Below are 17,877 nucleotides of genomic sequence, written 5' to 3' on the forward strand. Positions count from 1 at the left end.
CATTCCTATTTAAAGACTTGAACTGCTGTTACTTTTGTTTTGCTTTTCCTGACGATATTCAACCCAAGTTTTCAAAATCAAGGTGACAATCGCCAGTAAAGCCAATAAGGAGGACACTGCAAAAGCCGCACTAAAGGTGTACTCGTTATAAAGAATTTCGACATGCAAGGGTAAGGTGTTGGTTTCTCCGCGAATGTGTCCTGAAACTACGGATACTGCACCGAATTCACCCATAGCTCGTGCATTACACAGAATCACACCGTAAATCAGACCCCATTTAATATTGGGTAGGGTGACTTTCCAGAAAGTTTGCCAACCTGAAGCACCAAGAACCATTGCGGCTTCTTCTTCTTCGGTACCTTGCGCTTCCATAAGCGGGATCAGTTCACGTGCTACAAAAGGAACGGTAATAAATATAGTGGCAAGTACAATGGCGGGTACGGCATACAGAATTTTAATGTCATGGTCGAGTAACCAATTTCCCATCCAACCTTGGGTACCAAAAATAAGCACCAACATTAAACCTGCAATGACAGGCGAAACAGAAAATGGCAGATCAATTAAGGTGGTCAAAATGGATTTACCACGGAAATTAAACTTAGCCACCGACCATGCTGCTGCTACGCCAAACACCACATTTAATGGAACTGCGATTACTGCTGTGAGTAAAGTAAGTTTTACCGCAGACAAGGTGTCTGGATCGACCAGTGCCTGAATATAAACCGTAATCCCTTGCTTAAAGGCTTCTACAAAAACCAGAATGAGCGGAAGAATTAAGCAACTTAAGAAAAAAATTAAGGCAATGCTCAGTAATGTGTAACGGACCCAAACAGGTTCACGGGTGGCATCACGAGACTGTAGGCGTTCAGCAAAGGCATTGCTGTTGGTAACTAAGCTCATATTGCAGTTCTCCCTGTGCGACGACTTGCCCATCCTTGTAATAAGTTAATTAAAAAGAGCAGTGCGAATGAAATTAACAGCATGACCACAGCAATGGTGGTTGCACCAGCATAATCATATTCTTCCAAACGAGAGATAATCATGAGGGGTGCAATTTCAGTTTTGAATGGTTGATTGCCTGCAATAAAAATGACAGAGCCATATTCGCCAACACCACGTGCAAATGCCAAAGCAAAACCTGTGAGTAGCGCAGGGAATAAAATCGGTAAAATAATTTTAGTCACAATTTGCAGACGATTCGCACCCAAAGCCGAAGCGGCCTCTTCTAGTTCTGTTTCTAAGTCACTTAATACAGGTTGAACAGTACGCACTACAAAAGGAATACCAATAAAAATAAGTGCAAGCGTGATCCCGATAGGGGTGTATGCCACTTGAATACCTAAAGGATCGAGATATTGTCCAACCCAACCGGTAGGTGCATAAAGTGAAGTTAACGCGATACCTGCCACCGCAGTGGGTAAGGCAAAAGGTAAATCGACCAAGGCATCGACAATGCGTTTACCAGGAAAACGATAACGAACCAAGCACCACGCCAGTAATAAGCCAAAAATGACATTAATGATGGCTGCTAAGAGTGCAGTACTAAAGCTGAGTTGCAAGGCTTTTAAGATACGTTCAGAACTTAAAATTTCCCATAAACCTGACCAACCAATATCTAGCGATCGAATAAAAACTGCCGAAAGTGGAATCAGTACAATTAAAGATAAATAGGCGAGGGTAAAACCTAGCGAAAGTCCAAACCCTGGCAGCACTCGGGATCGCTGCGACATGACAATTCCTCAAAATGTGAGAATACTGATCAAATAAAATCAGTAAAATAATCAGTAAATTAAATTATGCAGACCCTAGTGTGCATAGTTTAGAAAATGTGGGTAATCATCAGACAGACACATTCGAGACATTGAGCATTCAGGAATCAGGTAGTCATAAATTTCAGGAAATGGGCCAAAACCTGATGCAACATTAATATGTCCCACTTGACCTAAATTCACAGGTTGCAGCTTCCAGCTACGTGCCAATTGCTGTGCATCTTCAAAGCTTAACCATGGATCATTTTCACTAATGAGCAAGGTTGTAGGCACCTGAATCTTCAATTGGTGAAAGAACGCTTGATAATCAGTTTTACTGTCACGTGCGAAACCTGCTTCGCCAAATCGGGCAGGATTGGCAGGCGCAACTAAAATCAACTTTTTCACATGCTTGTTCAGTTCAGGATGCAATGCCAATGCAGCCACTGTCGTTAAACAGCCAAAGCTATGAGCCACAATTTGTACATCACTTTGAAGAGGGCGCAGAGTTTTCGTAAATTGCTCTACCCAGTGATTAAGGACAGGTTGGTTCCAATCGGTCTGATTTACACGGGAGCTAGACATGAGGTTACGTTGCAACCAAGATTGCCAGTGTTGTGCTTCACTACCACCTACACCCGGTACGATTACGGTATGAATCATGACGTTGCTCCTGTGGAATTAAATAACGTTTTATTTTGCGCTATTGATTTTCACGATTTGATCGAAAATACCGCCGTTGTCAAAATGCTGTTTTTGCACTTTGCTCCAACCACCAAATTCTTTATCAATTGTGACCAGTTTTAATGGTTTGAAGGTTGTTGAATATTTTTTCAGTACGCTTGCATTACGTGGACGGTAATAGTTCTTCGCTGCGATCTCTTGTCCCTGAGGTGAATACAGAAAGTTCAGATAACCTTTCGCAAGATTTAAATTGCCATCTTTTTGTGCGTTCTTTTCAACAATCGCAACGGGAGGTTCCGCTAAAATAGATAAAGATGGTGTGATAATCTCGAATTTACCTGGTTGTTCACGTACAGCGAGGTAAGCTTCATTTTCCCAAGCCAGTAATACATCTCCGATCCCGCGCTCAGCAAAAGTTGTTGTGGCACCACGGGCACCTGAGTCGAGTACTTTGGTTTGTTTATAAATTTGACGAACAAACTCTTGTGCTTTGGCATCAGAACCATATTTGTGTTTAGCCCATGCCCATGCCCCTAAATAGTTCCAACGTGCGCCACCAGAGGTTTTTGGGTTAGGTGTAATAATATCTACACCTGGCTTAACCAAATCGCCCCAATCTTTGATTCCTTTAGGGTTGCCTTTACGAACCAAAAACACGATAGTTGAAGTATAAGGTGTCGAGTTTTGTGGGAATTTCTTTTGCCAGTCTTTCGGGAGGAGGCTAGTTTTGTCTGCAATCGCATCAATATCGGCTGCCAAAGCCAACGTAACAACGTCGGCATCTAAGCCATCAATTATGGCACGTGCCTGTTTTCCTGAACCGCCATGAGATTGTTTAAAATTAATGTCTTGACCTGTGCGGCTTTTCCAATATTGTCCAAACTGTTTGTTAAAGTCTTCATAGAGTTCACGTGTCGGATCATAAGACACGTTCAGGAAATCTTTTGCCGAAGCATGTACTGCTGTAATTGAAATTAGTGCAGCAACCACCCCGAGTTTAAGTGTAGAAAAACGCATTTTCAGACCTCAATAATTCTAAATGTTCGTTAATATGGGCCAAGAATAGCGCTGTGTTTTTTGCAAAAAAAATAATAAAAAACGAATTTGATATGAATAAAAAAGAAATAAGTTGGATAATCTAGTCCCTAAACTACAGCAGGATCTTTGGGGGAGTCGTTATGCTTTGTTTTAAGAATGCACAGGAAGTTAGGAACGTCACATTGCTTGATCGTGCTTTTCATTATGGCGATGGCTGCTTTACGACTGCACGAATTGTGAATAATCAAATTGAGCTGGAAAGCTTACATTACGCACGGTTACTGTTGGCATGTGAGCGTTTATCACTTCATGCAAATTTAGATTTGATTGCTGAAACTTTAGTAAAAATGCAACAAGGTTTTGGACAGCTAAATGGGACTTTAAAAGTTGTCATTAGCCGTGGGGACGGACAACGCGGTTATAGTCTGCCCGATCATATTGCCGACGTCTGGGTGTTCTTCTATCCGCAAGCTGTCGACACATTTCATTACCAGAAAATTCAGTCGGGTATCTTGCAGCGTGTTATGGGGTTGAGTATGCCAAACTTGGTTGGCATAAAAACTTTAAACCGTTTAGAACAGGTCATGCTTAAACAAGAAGCCGATCAACAGGGGTGGCTAGAGGCTTTGGTGTTGGATGTACAAGGCTCAGTTGTTGAAGGGATAAGCAGTAATTGTTTCTTTCGCATAAATGACACATGGATTACCCCTGAACTTCGTTATAATGGCGTGCATGGTGTCATGCGTGCTGAAATTCTTCGTCGTATGCAGCAGCAAGGTATTCCATGCGAACAACGTTTGGTGAAATCGGAACAGATAGTAGATATACAAAGCCTATTTTTCTGTAATGCCTTGCAGCCCATGAAAATTGCCACAGTGTTAGATCAGCAAACATTAATGGTTGAACCCTGTATTGAACTTTTTAATACCCTAGAATTGAATCAGATAGCCTAATTTTATTATGAGCAGTAAACCAAAACCGAAAAAAAAGCCTGCTAAAAAAGGCAAGCCAACAGCAACATTCTCCGCTAAAAAATGGGGAATTTTTATTGGGCTATTTCTAGTTGTTGTGATAGGTATTCTTTGGTCGAGTTTATTTAAGACCTATCCAGTTGAAGGGAAAAAACAGCTTTTAGCCATTGGTCAGGGGGATAGTTACTCAGGTTTGATTGATCGGCTATCGAAAGAAAATAAGATTCATTTTCCGATCATTTTAAAGCTTTATCAAAAAATCATGATTCACGAGAGCTTAAAAGCGGGTGTTTATGAAATTGATCAGGGGATGAGTGTACGTCAGGTTTTGGAGTTTATTTCCAATGCTGAAAATGCGCAGATGAATCGTGTTTTGGTCATTGAAGGCACAACCTTTAAACAACTGGTAGAGCAATTACAACAAAATCCAATGGTGAAAAAAGAGGTTTCAAACTTGCCTCAGGCTGAAATGTTGCAAGCCTTGAATATTCCTTTTTCACATCCTGAAGGTTTATTTGCACCAGATACCTATTTCTTTAATAAGGGTGAATCGGACAAGAAAATTTTGACAGACTTGTACCGCCGTCAAATGAAAAGTCTCGATCAGGCTTGGGAAAATCGTGCTCCGAATCTACCCTATAAAGATAAATATGAAGCGCTGATTATGGCGTCGATTATTGAAAAAGAGACCAGTTTGGACAGTGAATTACAGCAAGTTTCTGGTGTCTTTGTACGCCGTTTGCAACAGGGTATGCGTTTACAAACCGATCCAACCGTCATTTACGGAATGGGAGATCGCTATAAAGGCAATATTACCCGCCAAGATTTAAGAACACCGACTGCTTATAACACTTACACCATGAGTGGTTTACCCCCAACGCCTATTGCTTTACCAAGTAAAAAGGCGATTGAGGCAGCAATGCATCCAGATGACTCCAACACGATTTATTTTGTTGCCACGGGGAATGGTGGTCATAAATTTAGCGCAACCTTGGACGAGCATAATCGTGCTGTCAAAGAATATTTATCCGTATTAAAGTCGAAGCAGGAGTGAAGCATGTTTATTAGTTTTGAAGGCACAGAAGGTGTCGGGAAAACCACTCTCATTCGTAAAATTCATGAGCATTTTCAACAGCAAGGCAAAGATGTTGTGCTGACGCGTGAGCCAGGCGGAACGTCAATGGCTGAGCAAATCCGTAGTCTACTTCTTGCCGTGAATCATGATGAATTAATGTCAAATGATACGGAATTATTGTTGATTTATGCCGCGCGTGCGCAGCATTTACAACAAGTCATTGTCCCAGCCTTGCAAGCAGGTAAAACTGTTTTATGCGACCGTTTTACCGATGCAAGTTTTGCTTATCAATGTTCAGGACGTGGCTTGGATCAAACCAAATTAAATTTATTAAACGATCATTTCGTTTCTCATATGCCGAATATCACTTTTTGGCTTGATGCTCCAATTGAAACTGGGATGGCGCGTGCACGGGAACGTGGTGCTTTAGATCGTTTTGAGCAAGAGAAAGTCAGCTTTTTTGAAAAGGTTCGTGCAGGTTATCAAACGCTTTGGGAACAACAACCTGAGCGTATGAAACGTTTAGACGCAACGCAGACACCAGAACAAGTTTTTGCCCAAGCTTTGTCATATTTGGTGTAATCGTTGATCAATTTTCCTAGTGTCGATCACTGAATAATCTTTTATAGTGATGATCGAATAGGGAAGACGGATCATAATACGCAATGAATATGCAAAGTAAACAAGCTGAAATTATTCAGTTTTTGATGCAACATTTTCCGCAAAGTTTGGAAAAATGTGAGATCGAATCCATTACGGAACGGGCAGCAACAGTCATTTATCATATTGATGATCGAGATTTGCGTCCTGGTGGTACGGTTTCGGGACCCACCATGATGACGGTTGCAGATTATGCCTTGTATATTGCAATACTGGGTGAAATTGGGATTGTCGGGCTAACGGTTACCACCAATTTGAACATTAATTTTTTACGAAAACCCGCTGCTTCGCAAGACCTGCGTGGTGTATGTAAACTGATAAAAGTAGGCAAAGCCCTTATTGTGGGAGAGGTCTGGATCTATTCAATGAATGAAGATGAACCAGTAGCACATGTGACAGGAACATATTCAGTACCACCACCGCGAATTCCATCAAATATTGAGTAATTGTTTTTTTAAATTGAATGATAGATTGAATGTTTTAATAGGCAGGTACAGTTCAAAATAACTGTACCTGCCGTATTTTATTCAGCATTCACCAAAGGTGTTTCAACTTGAAAGTTTGGCGGCGTGAGTACAGTTTTACGTAGTTCTGGCGCCAATTCAGGATAGTCTAAAGTGAAATGTAGCCCGCGAGATTCTTTGCGTTCCATTGCACAACGAACAATCATTTCAGAGACCAATACCAAGTTACGCAGTTCAATCAGGTTTTTACTGACCTGATAGTCTTCATAATATTCCGTGATTTCACGCTTGAGCATTTCAATACGGTGTAAGGCGCGCTGTAAGCGTTTGGTGGTACGGACAATGCCCACATAGTTCCACATGGTTTGACGTAATTCATCCCAGTTCTGCAAAATGACGACATCTTCATCGGGATTCATAACTTGCGAGTCATCCCATTCTGGAACTTGAGGCGAGCTATAGTTTTCAACATAATGTGATTGAATATGTGTAGCAGCACTCATGCCGTAGACGAAGCATTCGAGCAGGGAGTTACTCGCCATACGGTTGGCGCCATGTAGACCTGTATAGGAAGTTTCACCAATCGCGTATAAACCGTGGATGTCAGTTTGGCTATGCTCATCAACCACCACGCCACCACAAGTGTAATGTGCAGCAGGCACCACAGGAATCATTTCCTTAGTAATATCAATGCCCAATTCGAGTAGACGAGCATACAACGTTGGGAAATGTTCTTTTACGAAGGCTTCAGGTTTATGTGTAATGTCTAACCAGACATGACGAATCCCTAAACGCTTGATTTCATAGTCAATGGCGCGGGCCACAATATCGCGTGGTGCCAGTTCAGCACGTTCATCAAAACGCAGCATGAAACGCTCGCCATCAGGCAATCTTAAATAAGCTCCTTCACCACGCATCGCTTCAGTGATAAGGAATGAGCGGGCTTGTGGGTGGTATAAGCAAGTAGGATGGAATTGGTTAAATTCCATATTTGCCACGCGGCACCCTGCACGATAGGCCATGGCAATCCCATCACCAGTCGCGATGTCCGGATTCGAGGTATACAGATAAGCTTTCATTGCTCCGCCACAAGCCAAAGCAGTAAATGGCGCTAAGAAAGTATGGACTTGTTCAGTTTTTTCATCGAGTGCGTATAGACCAAGGGCACGATTATGCGCTTCGTCGAGACCAAGTTTTTGCGAAGTAATTAAATCTATCGCGATAAAATTTTCAAAAATCGTAATATTGTCTTTTTCTTGCGCACGTTGTACCAACGTGGTCGAAATTGCACGCCCTGTTGCATCGGCTGCGTGAATAATACGACGTTGTGAATGACCGCCTTCACGGGTTAAATGTAACTGCGATTGTTCATCTAAAGTGAACTGCACGCCATTATTAAGCAGGAAATCTACAGAAGGTTTACCGCCTTCAACGGTTTGTTTGACTGCATCAAGTTCACATAAATGTGCGCCTGCAATCATGGTGTCATCAATATGCTGTTGAATGGAATCCGTTTCATCCAGAACAGCGGCAACCCCGCCTTGTGCATAATAAGTGCTGGCATCTGTAAGGGTTGATTTTGCTAAAACTGCAATGTTGAAATGATGAGGTAATGACAGTGCTAAACTTAAACCTGCGCCACCACTGCCCACAATAATCACATCAAATTGATGCGTTGAGCTTAAATTAGACATTTCCATCAGCTAATTTTAAAAAAAGTTTGGTAATGACAACGCTTTTTGCGATAAAAGGCAAGTGTAAAATAGTCGAGTGCTCATTAGAAAAAGCAATTAACTTCCTATAACTTAATCTAAAAATAAGTACTTGTTTTGCTAAAACATAATTGAACATATTATTACGCAAGAATAACGAGTTTTATGATAAAAATTTTTTGTTTAATACGTAACAATAATTGAGTGAATGAGTTTTATGAAAAGTGGCTATTTACAAAAAGGAATGTATGCTGCGGTTTTTACAATGGTGGCAGTACAAACTCAAGCCGCACCAGCAGTGGATTTTTCAAATTTAGTTGAGCAAGTTAGTCCTGCGGTTGTGAGCGTGAATGTGGTCAAAAAAATGACCCAAGAAGAAATTATGCAGCAACAAGTACCAGAGATCTTGCGTCGTTTTTTTGGTAATCAAGTCATAATTCCGCAGCAGCAAGTTCCACAAGAAAAGACTGCCTATGGCAGTGCATTTTTTATCAGTAAAGATGGTTATTTGTTGACGAATCATCATGTGGTCGAAAATGCTTCAAAAGTCACGATCATGATGAATGATCGTCGTGAGCTAGATGCAACGGTGATTGGTAGTGATGAACGTACCGATGTGGCATTGCTCAAAGTCAAAGGTACTCAATTTCCTGCATTAACAACGGGGAATGTGGATCAACTGAAAGTCGGTGAGCCTGTATTGGCCATCGGTTCGCCGTTTGGCTTTGATTATTCAGCTTCGGCTGGGATTGTCAGCGCCAAAATGCGGAATATGATGGGTGAAACATCGGTTCCATTTATTCAAACGGATGTTGCCTTAAACCCTGGTAACTCAGGTGGGCCATTATTTAATCAGCGTGGTGAAGTGGTTGGGGTCAACTCGCGTATTTTTAGTGGAACAGGTGGTTATATGGGCTTGTCTTTCTCCATCCCAATTGATGTTGCTATGGATATTGCCGACCAGTTGAAGAAGAATGGCAAAGTAACGCGTTCTTATCTGGGCGTCATGATGCAGGATATTGATCGTAACTTGGCAGAATCTTACAATTTACCAAAACCTGAAGGTGCCTTAATTACAGATGTAACACCAAATTCACCCGCAGCAAAAGCAGGTCTGAAAGCGGGTGATATTGTGCTGAAGTACAATGGTGCAGCGATTTCACGCACTTCAGAACTACTCAATTATTTAAACCGTTCTGTACCGAATCAAACCATTCAACTTGAAATATTGCGTGATGATAAAACCCGTAACATTTCTGCAACCTTAACCACAGCACCAGATGATACGCCTGCCAAAGCTGAGCAAGATGCAGAAAATGCTGGCCCAAAAATTGGGGTGGCAATTCGTGATTTATCGCCATCTGAATTAGCACAACTAAACATTAAAGGTGGCGTATTGATTCAAGATGTTATGCGTGGTGGGGTGGCATTTCAAGCACGGATTTTACCAGGTGATGTTATTACCCAATTGAACAATACAAGCATCAATAATTCGAAAGAGTTCATCAAAACAGTTTCGGGTTTAAAGAAAGATAGCATTGTGCGTGTTTCACTGATTCGTGAAGGACAGCGAGCTATTTTAGGGATGCGTATTTAAGCATCTTGATGTGAAATCATGACATGAACTAGTAAAAGCCAGTCTATTCAGTTTAGACTGGCTTTTTTGACTGATGTTCGGACAGTCAAATCAGCTTAAGTGTGAAAAAATATACATGGTTTTTTAAACTTTAACCTAACCATGGACAGGACAAACAAATTAATGAGCGCGATTTTTGATTTAAATTTGATGGTAAGGCCAGAACATATTGATGTTTTGGGGCATGTGAATAATGTGGTTTATGTACAGTGGATGCAGGACGTTGCAACAGCACATATTGATCAGTTAGGTTTAGGCATTCAACAGTATTTAGAACTGAAACATGCCATGGTCGCAGTCGAGCATCATGTCCAATATCGAAAAGCAGCCTTATTAGACGACCCAATTGTGTTACGTACATGGCTAAGTGACATCAATAGTATGTATTTATTTCGTCAGTATGTTTTTTACCGACCAGCCGATCAAGCTGTGCTATTTATGGGGCAGACCAAATGGGCATGTGTGGAAATTGCAACAGGAAGACCTAAACGTATTTCACCGACATTTTCGCAAGCGTATCAACCTTTAAATGATCAGATTAATCCATTAGATTTTACGCATAGTTACACAGTTTAAAAGTCTACTAGCAAGTGTTTGAAAAATGTACAGTCTTAAAAACCTAAACCTTTAAACGAATTTATCACTTTTTCATTTTTGCAATCTGCTATAATCGGCAGCAATTTGTCTAACCGCTTACGCTTAGTATCTCAGCTTTGTACTTGGCACTATTTTTTTCTTAAGGTAACTCATGGCGCAAGCTAAAAAATCCGTGGATATCAATAATATCCGAAATTTTTCGATTATTGCTCACATTGACCATGGTAAGTCGACTTTGGCTGACCGTTTTATTCAAATGTGTGGTGGTTTACAAGATCGTGAAATGCAAGCCCAAGTTTTGGACTCAATGGAGTTAGAACGCGAACGTGGGATTACCATTAAAGCGGCGTCTGTAACCTTGTATTACACGCATCCAAATGGGCAAGAATATCAATTGAACTTCATTGATACGCCTGGACACGTAGACTTTTCTTATGAAGTTTCTCGTTCTTTAGCAGCTTGTGAAGGCGCGCTATTGGTTGTAGATGCTGCACAAGGTGTTGAAGCACAATCGGTTGCAAACTGTTATACCGCAATTGAGCAAGGTCTCGAAGTTCTTCCTATTTTAAATAAAATTGATTTACCACAGGCTGAACCTGAACGTGTAATTCATGAAATTGAAGAAATTATTGGCATTGAAGCAACAGATGCTCCAACTTGTTCTGCAAAAACTGGTTTGGGTGTCGAGGGTGTACTTGAGCGCTTAGTCGATGTCATTCCAGCACCTGTGGGTGATCGTGAAGCACCGTTACAAGCCTTAATTATTGACTCTTGGTTCGATAACTATTTAGGTGTTGTATCCTTAGTTCGTATTAAACAAGGTCGTATCCGTAAGGGCGACAAAATGTTGGTTAAATCGACAGGACAAACTCATCCAGTCACTTCAGTGGGGGTATTTAATCCTAAGCACACTGAAACAGATATTCTTGAAGCTGGTGAAGTAGGTTTTGTGATTGCAGGGATTAAAGATATTTTCGGTGCACCCGTAGGTGACACTATTACCCTTGCTGCTACACCTGATGTTAAAACCTTACCTGGTTTTAAAAAGGTTAAACCACAGGTTTATGCAGGTCTTTTCCCGATTGATGCGAGTGATTTTGAGCCATTCCGTGAAGCACTACAAAAATTGCAAATCAATGACTCAGCTTTATTCTTTGAACCAGAAAGTTCAGATGCATTAGGTTTTGGTTTCCGTTGTGGCTTCTTGGGAATGCTACACATGGAGATTGTACAAGAGCGTTTAGAGCGTGAGTATGATCTTGACCTCATTAGTTCTGCACCTACCGTAATTTATGAAGCATTAACCAAGAAGGGTGAAACGATTTATATCGATAGTCCATCAAAAATGCCAGATGGATCTACTGTAGAAGATTTGCGTGAACCGATTGCAGAATGTCATATCCTTGTTCCTCAAGAGTACTTAGGCAATGTAATGACCCTATGTATTGAACGCCGTGGTGTTCAAAAAGATATGAAATTCTTGGGGAACCAAGTTTCGATTACCTTTGAAATTCCAATGGCCGAAGTCGTTATGGATTTCTTTGATAAATTGAAATCATGCTCTCGTGGTTTTGCATCGCTAGACTATAACTTTGTGCGTTTCGAAAGTTCAGCTTTAGTTAAGGTTGATGTATTAATTAATGGTGACAAGGTTGATGCCTTGGCTATGATTTGTCACCGTAATGACGCGCGTCATCGTGGTATTGCATTGGTTGAGAAAATGAAAGATTTGATTCCTCGCCAAATGTACGACGTGGCTATTCAAGCAGCTATCGGTGCGCAGATTATTGCTCGTTCTACTGTAAAAGCGATGCGTAAAAACGTATTGGCTAAATGTTATGGCGGTGACGTTTCACGTAAGAAGAAACTTCTTTCTAAACAGAAGGAAGGTAAGAAACGTATGAAACAAGTGGGTAGTGTAGAAATCCCGCAAGAAGCGTTCTTGGCTGTATTGAAAGTAGAAAGATAAGAATTAGAGGTCGTTTAGCTCATGGATTTTGATTTTAATTTAATACTCGTGCCTGCCACGCTGATTTTTTTCTTGGTGTGGTTGTTGGATAAGTTTGTATTTAAGCAAAGACAAACCAAGGGTAGGGGTAATGAAAACTTCATTATTACATGGGCTTACGATTTCTGGCCTGTACTGGCAGTGGTTTTGGTTTTACGCTCATTCTTATATGAACCATTTAATATTCCGTCAGATTCTATGGTGCCGACTTTAGAAACTGGTGACTTTATTCTGGTGAATAAATTTGACTACGGTGTACGCTTACCAATTGTGAATAAGAAAATTCTCGATGTGGGTGAGCCAGAACGTGGTGATGTCATGGTTTTTCGTTATCCACCACAACCGACGATAAGCTATATCAAGCGTGTTGTCGGTTTGCCAGGTGACCATATTATTTATGATCATGGTCAGTTAACGATTAATGGGCAAAAAGTTGCGAAAGTTCCAGTTGAGTTCAGTCGTGAGAAAGATGCCTTGGATACACCGACCTCAATTTATCATAAGGAAACTTTGGGTGAGCACACCTTTACTATGCGTGAGTTGGAAGGGGTGAACGTTGCTCGTCAAGCGCCATTTATTAATTATATTGAAAATGGTAAATACTCAACTGAAAATGGTTTATATTGGGAAGTAAAAGTTCCTAAAGGGCACTACTTTGCGATGGGGGATAATCGTGATCAAAGTGCTGACAGTCGTTTTTGGGGATTTGTACCTGAAGAGAACTTAACTGGGCGAGCATTTTATGTTTGGATGCATAAAGAGCCTGGCTTTAAACTGCCGTCATTTAGCCGTAACGGCAAAATTGATTAATTGAGCGAAATGGAAAATAAAAAATGCGTCGAAATCAAAAGGGTGCATCATATATTGGTATTTTAATTGCAGTTATTGGCTTTGCTTTTTTGGCAAAAGTTGCAATTGCAGTTTGGGGATCCTATTGGGATGATCGCGTGATTGATAGTCAGATTACAGAGTTATTGCAAAGTAGTCCTGTCGATATCAGTCCATCGAAATTCTCAAGTCAAATGGGGCAGCGTTTAGATATGAATAATGTTCGCGATATTAAATTCGAAGACATTGCTCAAGTGACAAATGTTGATGGTTTACAAGTGAAAAAGAGTTACGAGGTAAGAAAGCCTTTCTTACTGAATATTGATTTAGTGTTAAAGTTTGAGAAAAGTTTTGATCAAAGGTCAGCCCAAACTAAGTGATATTCGCTTGGTCAGTCGTATAGGTTATCAGTTTAAGCAAGCGGAACTACTTCAGCTTGCCTTGACGCACCGTTCGGTAAGCCATAAATATAATTATGAACGCTTAGAGTTTCTAGGTGACGCGTTGTTAGGAATGATCATCGCCAATTATTTGTACAATGCTTATCCACATGAAAATGAAGGTCGTTTAACGCGTATGCGAGCGACCTTAGTTCGACAGGAAGCATTAGGTAAAATCGCAAATGACTTAAAACTAAGTACCAATTTAATTTTAAGTACAGGTGAGTTGAAGTCAGGCGGACATCATCGCGAATCGATTTTGGCAGATACTGTTGAAGCCATTATTGGCGCAATTTATGTGGATTGTGCTGACTTAACGGTGTTAGAGCGTATCGTGCTAAAATGGTACGAACCTTACTTAGACTATATCGAACCGACAGATCAACTGAAAGATCCTAAATCAAGATTGCAAGAGTATTTGCAAGCGCGTAAAAAGCCACTTCCTATTTATGAAGTGGTCGATATACAAGGGGATGCACCTAACCAACATTTCAAGGTGAATTGTACGGTTGAGGGTTTGCCTCTATTTAAGGGTGAAGGTTCAAGTCGTCGTTTTGCAGAACAGGCTGCAGCGGCGGATATTTTAAAACTTTTGGAGCAGTAATCTGCCATGTCAAATTCTTCCGATCACATTGATGCTGATCACGAGTCGCCAAGCGACACTAATGATTTAATTAGCCAGTTTTTTAGTGAACAAGGCACCACGATTCCTTCTGATTTCAGAAGTGGTTTTGTTGCAATTGTTGGTCGCCCAAATGTGGGTAAGTCGACACTGATGAATCACTTACTGGGACAAAAACTTTCGATTACTTCACGTAAGCCGCAAACCACGCGTCATAAAATTGTCGGTATTGATTCGCGTGAAAAATCTCAGGCGGTGTTCGTTGATACACCTGGGATGCATAAAAAAGAAGTGCGAGCCATCAATAAAATGATGAACCGTGCTGCATCTTCTGCATTGCGTGATGTAAATTTGGTCATGTTTGTTCTGGATGCAGACAAGTGGACTCAAAACGATGAGCTCGTTTTGGAAAAACTTAAAAATGCAGAGATGCCTGTGATTTTGGTGATCAATAAAATTGATACACTTGAAAATAAAAATCATGCCTTACCATTAATTCAAGAGCGCGCAAAATTGATGAATTTTGCGGAAATTGTTCCTGTTTCTGCACTTCGTGGTGCGAACTTGGAACATCTACGCGACACCATTGAAAAGTATTTACCTTTCCAACCGCCAATGTATTCGTTGGATCAATTGACTGATCGCTCTGAGCGTTTCTTAGCATCAGAAATTATCCGTGAAAAGATTATGCGTCAGCTTGGTGAAGAACTTCCGTACGATTTAACTGTGCAAATTGAGTCATTTAAGACTGAAGAAGCAACAGTGAATGAAAAAACAGGTCGTCCAAAACCAGCATGTACCTATATTGACGCAACGATTTTTGTAGACCGCCCAGGTCAAAAAGCCATTGTGATTGGTGAAAAAGGCGCTAAGCTTAAAAAGATCGGTATGGATGCTCGTATTGATATGGAAAAAATGTTTGAACAAAAAATTATGTTAACCCTTTGGGTGAAAGTGAAAGGTGGTTGGTCAGATGATGAGCGAGCACTGAAAAGCTTGGGTTATAGTGATATCTAAGTTTTAAATGAAATAGGAGCTGTAATGGTAAAAATTTTGTTGGTTGTGGCTAGTGTATGTTTTTTACAAGGTTGCATTCATAAGATTGTTACAGTTCCTATTAAAGTTGCATATAAAACCACCAAGGGTGTAGTGAAAGGTACAGTGGCGGTTGTCGGTGCTGTAATACCTGATGGGGATGATGAGGACAGCGAACAAAATGATAAAGATAAGAAAGATTAGTTAATTTCTCATGCGTAATGAAGTTTTACATGGTTACTTGATACATCACCGTAAGTACCGAGAACGTAGCCATATTGTGCATTTATTCACCCAAGAGCATGGGCGAGTTGATGGTATTCTTCGACAGACGCCACCACCACAATACCAGCCATTGCGTTTGCAAGCGTCAGGAAAGTCTGAACTCAAAAATTTCAGTAAACTTGAAATTATGCATCATCCCATTTTCTTTTTTGGCGATGCATTTTTTTCTGGATTTTATCTGAATGAAATTTTACTACGTTTATGTCCGCTTGAAGTAGAAATGCCTGAGACTTTTCGGCAATATTCTGCAACTATTCAGCATTTACAAACACTCAGTCATCAAGTTAATTCAACACTATTTTTAAAACAAATCCTTCGACAATTTGAGCATGCATTGTTGGAAGAGTTGGGTTATCCACTTGATTTTACAATAGATGCAAATCAAGTTTCGATTCAATCACATCAAAATTATGCTTTTCAGTTAAATGATGGCTTTATTCCAACAACTCGGGCCTCATCTTCTACGCTATTGGGTCAACAAATTCTGAGTATGCAGAATTATGAAAGTGGTAGGGAATTTAACCTAGAGCAGTTACAATTGTTGTCGAAGCTATATAGGCAAATGATTACATCTTTGTTGGGAGATCGACCGTTGAAAAGTCGCCAACTCTGGATTCAAAACACTCAATCTAAAACATGATTAGGAAAAAACGATGGCTGCTTTGCTTGGTGTAAATATTGACCATGTTGCAACTTTGCGACAAGCACGTGGAACAACCTATCCAGACCCAGTTAATGCCGCTTTAATTTGTGAGCAAGCGGGTGCTGAAGGAATTACACTGCATTTGCGTGAAGATCGTCGTCATATTCAAGATGATGATGTGCGTCGTATGCGTCCAGTATTAAAAACTCGTATGAATTTGGAGCTTGCTGTAACGCCTGAAATGATTGCATTTGCGAAAGAGATTCAGCCACAGCATGTGTGTTTTGTGCCAGAAAAGCGTCAAGAAGTAACCACGGAAGGTGGGCTGGATGTGCTCGGTCATTTTGAAGAAGTCAAAGCGGCGACACAAGAACTTATTGCTATAGGATGTGATGTTTCGCTCTTTATTGATGCAGATTTTGCCCAAATTGATGCTGCTGTTGCATGCGGAGCACCAACCATTGAAATTCACACAGGGGCTTATGCAGATGCTGAAACGCCTGAAGCACAGCAATATGAGTTGGATCGTATTGTGAAAGCTTCGCGCTATGCCGCTGAAAAGGGGTTGGTGGTGAATGCAGGTCATGGCTTAAATCTAGAAAATGTTACCCCGATTGCACAAATTCCTGAGATTCATGAATTGAATATTGGTCACTCTCTAATTGCAGATGCTGTATTTGTTGGTTTGGCGCAAGCTGTGCAAGAAATGAAAGCAGTGATTAAAGCTGCACGTTAATTATCTATTTTAAGATTCAAATATGTCGAATATAAATTACGATGAACTAATGAAGCCAGTCATTGGCTTCTTGGGTTGTACTACGCCAAAAGCTTGGTTGGATGAAGCATTGAATCATCTTGAGATTCTGATGCAAGACCATGCCAATTGCGAAAAAAAAGCAGCAGGTACGGCAATGAACCTGATGTTTCGTTATAGCTTTTTTACGGATCTACAAGTGAAGCTGGCTCAATTAGTACGTGAAGAAATGCTGCATTATGAGCAAGTGCTTGAGTTTATGAAGAAGCGTGGTCAAGCGTGGTCGAACTTGAGTGCAGGGCGCTATGCAGGTGGATTACGTAAGGAAGTACGCACTTATGAGCCGGAAGCTTTAATTGATATTCTGATTATTGGGGCTTTTGTTGAGGCGCGTTCCTGTGAGCGTTTCTATGCACTTGCTCCACTCGTAGATGATGAGTTAGGGCGTTATTACCGTTACTTGCTTAAATCTGAATCACGGCATTTTGAGGATTATTTGGCTTTGGCACTAGAGGTTGCGCGAACAGGCAAATTGAAAAATCCTGAAGAAGATATACAGCAACGTATTGAACATATTCGTGAAGTTGAAGCAAATCTGATTCTATCGCCAGATGAAACTTTCCGTTTTCATAGTGGTATTCCAGCCATAGTTGCAGCGTAACATTGAATCATGGTGT

General features: G+C 40.8%; 20 protein-coding genes. 15 read left to right on the forward strand and 5 right to left on the reverse strand.

The annotated features are described in order from the left end of the window. Positions 1–9: 9 nt before the first annotated feature. From cysW to M5E07_RS05230, 4 genes are all read right to left on the reverse strand, one after another. Complete coding sequence (gene cysW, locus M5E07_RS05215; RefSeq protein WP_252222629.1) at positions 10–900, reverse strand: sulfate ABC transporter permease subunit CysW; 891 nt, start codon at positions 898–900, stop codon at positions 10–12. Further along, positions 897–1,730 (reverse strand): sulfate ABC transporter permease subunit CysT, encoded by an 834-nt coding sequence (cysT, locus tag M5E07_RS05220; RefSeq protein WP_252222632.1) that lies wholly within the window; start codon positions 1,728–1,730, stop codon positions 897–899. Before cysT ends, cysW begins: the two co-directional genes overlap by 4 nt. A 75-nt stretch (positions 1,731–1,805) precedes the next feature. Next, entirely contained in the window at positions 1,806–2,411 is a 606-nt protein-coding gene (locus M5E07_RS05225; protein ID WP_252222636.1) for an alpha/beta hydrolase, read from the reverse strand. A 30-nt stretch (positions 2,412–2,441) separates the two neighbouring features. Continuing rightward, positions 2,442–3,449, reverse strand: coding sequence for a sulfate ABC transporter substrate-binding protein (locus M5E07_RS05230; protein ID WP_252222639.1), 1,008 nt, complete (start codon positions 3,447–3,449; stop codon positions 2,442–2,444). A 161-nt stretch (positions 3,450–3,610) separates the two neighbouring features. Here M5E07_RS05230 and pabC point away from each other — a divergent pair, with 161 nt between their 5' ends. The 4 genes from pabC (at position 3,611) to M5E07_RS05250 (ending at position 6,622) form a co-directional block, all read left to right on the forward strand. Continuing rightward, positions 3,611–4,423 carry an aminodeoxychorismate lyase gene (pabC, locus tag M5E07_RS05235; protein WP_252222644.1) on the forward strand — a complete coding sequence of 271 codons (813 nt, stop codon included), beginning with the start codon at positions 3,611–3,613 and terminating at the stop codon, positions 4,421–4,423. A gap of 7 nt (positions 4,424–4,430) precedes the next feature. Beyond that, the gene (gene mltG, locus M5E07_RS05240) at positions 4,431–5,495 is read left to right on the forward strand and encodes an endolytic transglycosylase MltG (protein WP_252222647.1); all 1,065 of its coding nucleotides are present in this window, start codon (positions 4,431–4,433) and stop codon (positions 5,493–5,495) included. 3 nt (positions 5,496–5,498) lie between these two features. Next, positions 5,499–6,098 (forward strand): dTMP kinase, encoded by a 600-nt coding sequence (gene tmk / locus M5E07_RS05245; RefSeq protein WP_252222650.1) that lies wholly within the window; start codon positions 5,499–5,501, stop codon positions 6,096–6,098. 89 nt (positions 6,099–6,187) lie between these two features. After that, positions 6,188–6,622 (forward strand): PaaI family thioesterase, encoded by a 435-nt coding sequence (locus M5E07_RS05250; protein WP_252223706.1) that lies wholly within the window; start codon positions 6,188–6,190, stop codon positions 6,620–6,622. A gap of 77 nt (positions 6,623–6,699) precedes the next feature. Here the strand turns inward: M5E07_RS05250 and nadB are convergent, their stop codons facing one another. After that, positions 6,700–8,340: an L-aspartate oxidase gene (gene nadB, locus M5E07_RS05255; RefSeq protein WP_252222653.1), complete on the reverse strand. Its 1,641-nt coding sequence runs from the start codon at positions 8,338–8,340 to the stop codon at positions 6,700–6,702. Between the two features lie 229 nt (positions 8,341–8,569). Here nadB and M5E07_RS05260 point away from each other — a divergent pair, with 229 nt between their 5' ends. The 11 genes from M5E07_RS05260 (at position 8,570) to M5E07_RS05310 (ending at position 17,861) form a co-directional block, all read left to right on the forward strand. After that, entirely contained in the window at positions 8,570–9,949 is a 1,380-nt protein-coding gene (locus M5E07_RS05260; RefSeq protein WP_252222656.1) for a Do family serine endopeptidase, read from the forward strand. A gap of 162 nt (positions 9,950–10,111) precedes the next feature. Beyond that, on the forward strand, positions 10,112–10,564 hold the full coding sequence (locus M5E07_RS05265; protein ID WP_252222659.1) for an acyl-CoA thioesterase: 453 nt from the start codon (positions 10,112–10,114) through the stop codon (positions 10,562–10,564). Between the two features lie 172 nt (positions 10,565–10,736). Beyond that, entirely contained in the window at positions 10,737–12,554 is a 1,818-nt protein-coding gene (gene lepA, locus M5E07_RS05270; RefSeq protein WP_116759197.1) for a translation elongation factor 4, read from the forward strand. Positions 12,555–12,575: 21 nt separating this feature from the next. Further along, the gene (gene lepB / locus M5E07_RS05275; protein ID WP_116759198.1) at positions 12,576–13,403 is read left to right on the forward strand and encodes a signal peptidase I; all 828 of its coding nucleotides are present in this window, start codon (positions 12,576–12,578) and stop codon (positions 13,401–13,403) included. 23 nt (positions 13,404–13,426) lie between these two features. Further along, entirely contained in the window at positions 13,427–13,801 is a 375-nt protein-coding gene (locus M5E07_RS05280; protein ID WP_116759199.1) for a DUF4845 domain-containing protein, read from the forward strand. Next, positions 13,773–14,465, forward strand: a complete 693-nt coding sequence (gene rnc / locus M5E07_RS05285; RefSeq protein ID WP_116759200.1) for a ribonuclease III — start codon at positions 13,773–13,775, stop codon at positions 14,463–14,465. The genes M5E07_RS05280 and rnc overlap by 29 nt, the downstream gene beginning before the upstream one ends. Before the next feature lie 6 nt (positions 14,466–14,471). After that, positions 14,472–15,500 (forward strand): GTPase Era, encoded by a 1,029-nt coding sequence (gene era, locus M5E07_RS05290; protein ID WP_116759201.1) that lies wholly within the window; start codon positions 14,472–14,474, stop codon positions 15,498–15,500. Between the two features lie 24 nt (positions 15,501–15,524). Next, a complete protein-coding gene (locus tag M5E07_RS05295; RefSeq protein WP_252222662.1) occupies positions 15,525–15,722 on the forward strand; it encodes an NF038104 family lipoprotein in 198 nt (65 codons plus the stop codon). A 10-nt stretch (positions 15,723–15,732) separates the two neighbouring features. Further along, entirely contained in the window at positions 15,733–16,443 is a 711-nt protein-coding gene (gene recO / locus M5E07_RS05300) for a DNA repair protein RecO (RefSeq protein WP_252222665.1), read from the forward strand. A gap of 13 nt (positions 16,444–16,456) precedes the next feature. Beyond that, positions 16,457–17,182, forward strand: a complete 726-nt coding sequence (gene pdxJ / locus M5E07_RS05305) for a pyridoxine 5'-phosphate synthase (RefSeq protein ID WP_104441741.1) — start codon at positions 16,457–16,459, stop codon at positions 17,180–17,182. A 22-nt stretch (positions 17,183–17,204) separates the two neighbouring features. Next, positions 17,205–17,861 (forward strand): MiaE family protein, encoded by a 657-nt coding sequence (locus M5E07_RS05310; RefSeq protein WP_252222668.1) that lies wholly within the window; start codon positions 17,205–17,207, stop codon positions 17,859–17,861. Positions 17,862–17,877 lie beyond the last annotated feature (16 nt).

This window comes from Acinetobacter tibetensis, assembly GCF_023824315.1.
GTDB lineage: Bacteria > Pseudomonadota > Gammaproteobacteria > Pseudomonadales > Moraxellaceae > Acinetobacter > Acinetobacter tibetensis.

What these genes read in the sequence shown, in the direction of transcription:
- M5E07_RS05295 (WP_252222662.1), top strand. Translation starts at nt 15,525, where the DNA reads ATGGTAAAAATTTTGTTGGTTGTGGCTAGTGTATGTTTTTTACAAGGT.
- M5E07_RS05265 (WP_252222659.1), top strand. Translation starts at nt 10,112, where the DNA reads ATGAGCGCGATTTTTGATTTAAATTTGATGGTAAGGCCAGAACATATT.
- cysT (WP_252222632.1), bottom strand. Translation starts at nt 1,730, where the DNA reads ATGTCGCAGCGATCCCGAGTGCTGCCAGGGTTTGGACTTTCGCTAGGT.
- M5E07_RS05225 (WP_252222636.1), bottom strand. Translation starts at nt 2,411, where the DNA reads ATGATTCATACCGTAATCGTACCGGGTGTAGGTGGTAGTGAAGCACAA.
- recO (WP_252222665.1), top strand. Translation starts at nt 15,733, where the DNA reads ATGCGTAATGAAGTTTTACATGGTTACTTGATACATCACCGTAAGTAC.
- mltG (WP_252222647.1), top strand. Translation starts at nt 4,431, where the DNA reads ATGAGCAGTAAACCAAAACCGAAAAAAAAGCCTGCTAAAAAAGGCAAG.
- pdxJ (WP_104441741.1), top strand. Translation starts at nt 16,457, where the DNA reads ATGGCTGCTTTGCTTGGTGTAAATATTGACCATGTTGCAACTTTGCGA.
- M5E07_RS05230 (WP_252222639.1), bottom strand. Translation starts at nt 3,449, where the DNA reads ATGCGTTTTTCTACACTTAAACTCGGGGTGGTTGCTGCACTAATTTCA.
- nadB (WP_252222653.1), bottom strand. Translation starts at nt 8,340, where the DNA reads ATGGAAATGTCTAATTTAAGCTCAACGCATCAATTTGATGTGATTATT.
- era (WP_116759201.1), top strand. Translation starts at nt 14,472, where the DNA reads ATGTCAAATTCTTCCGATCACATTGATGCTGATCACGAGTCGCCAAGC.
- tmk (WP_252222650.1), top strand. Translation starts at nt 5,499, where the DNA reads ATGTTTATTAGTTTTGAAGGCACAGAAGGTGTCGGGAAAACCACTCTC.
- lepB (WP_116759198.1), top strand. Translation starts at nt 12,576, where the DNA reads ATGGATTTTGATTTTAATTTAATACTCGTGCCTGCCACGCTGATTTTT.
- M5E07_RS05280 (WP_116759199.1), top strand. Translation starts at nt 13,427, where the DNA reads ATGCGTCGAAATCAAAAGGGTGCATCATATATTGGTATTTTAATTGCA.
- cysW (WP_252222629.1), bottom strand. Translation starts at nt 900, where the DNA reads ATGAGCTTAGTTACCAACAGCAATGCCTTTGCTGAACGCCTACAGTCT.
- M5E07_RS05310 (WP_252222668.1), top strand. Translation starts at nt 17,205, where the DNA reads ATGTCGAATATAAATTACGATGAACTAATGAAGCCAGTCATTGGCTTC.
- pabC (WP_252222644.1), top strand. Translation starts at nt 3,611, where the DNA reads ATGCTTTGTTTTAAGAATGCACAGGAAGTTAGGAACGTCACATTGCTT.
- lepA (WP_116759197.1), top strand. Translation starts at nt 10,737, where the DNA reads ATGGCGCAAGCTAAAAAATCCGTGGATATCAATAATATCCGAAATTTT.
- M5E07_RS05250 (WP_252223706.1), top strand. Translation starts at nt 6,188, where the DNA reads ATGCAAAGTAAACAAGCTGAAATTATTCAGTTTTTGATGCAACATTTT.
- M5E07_RS05260 (WP_252222656.1), top strand. Translation starts at nt 8,570, where the DNA reads ATGAAAAGTGGCTATTTACAAAAAGGAATGTATGCTGCGGTTTTTACA.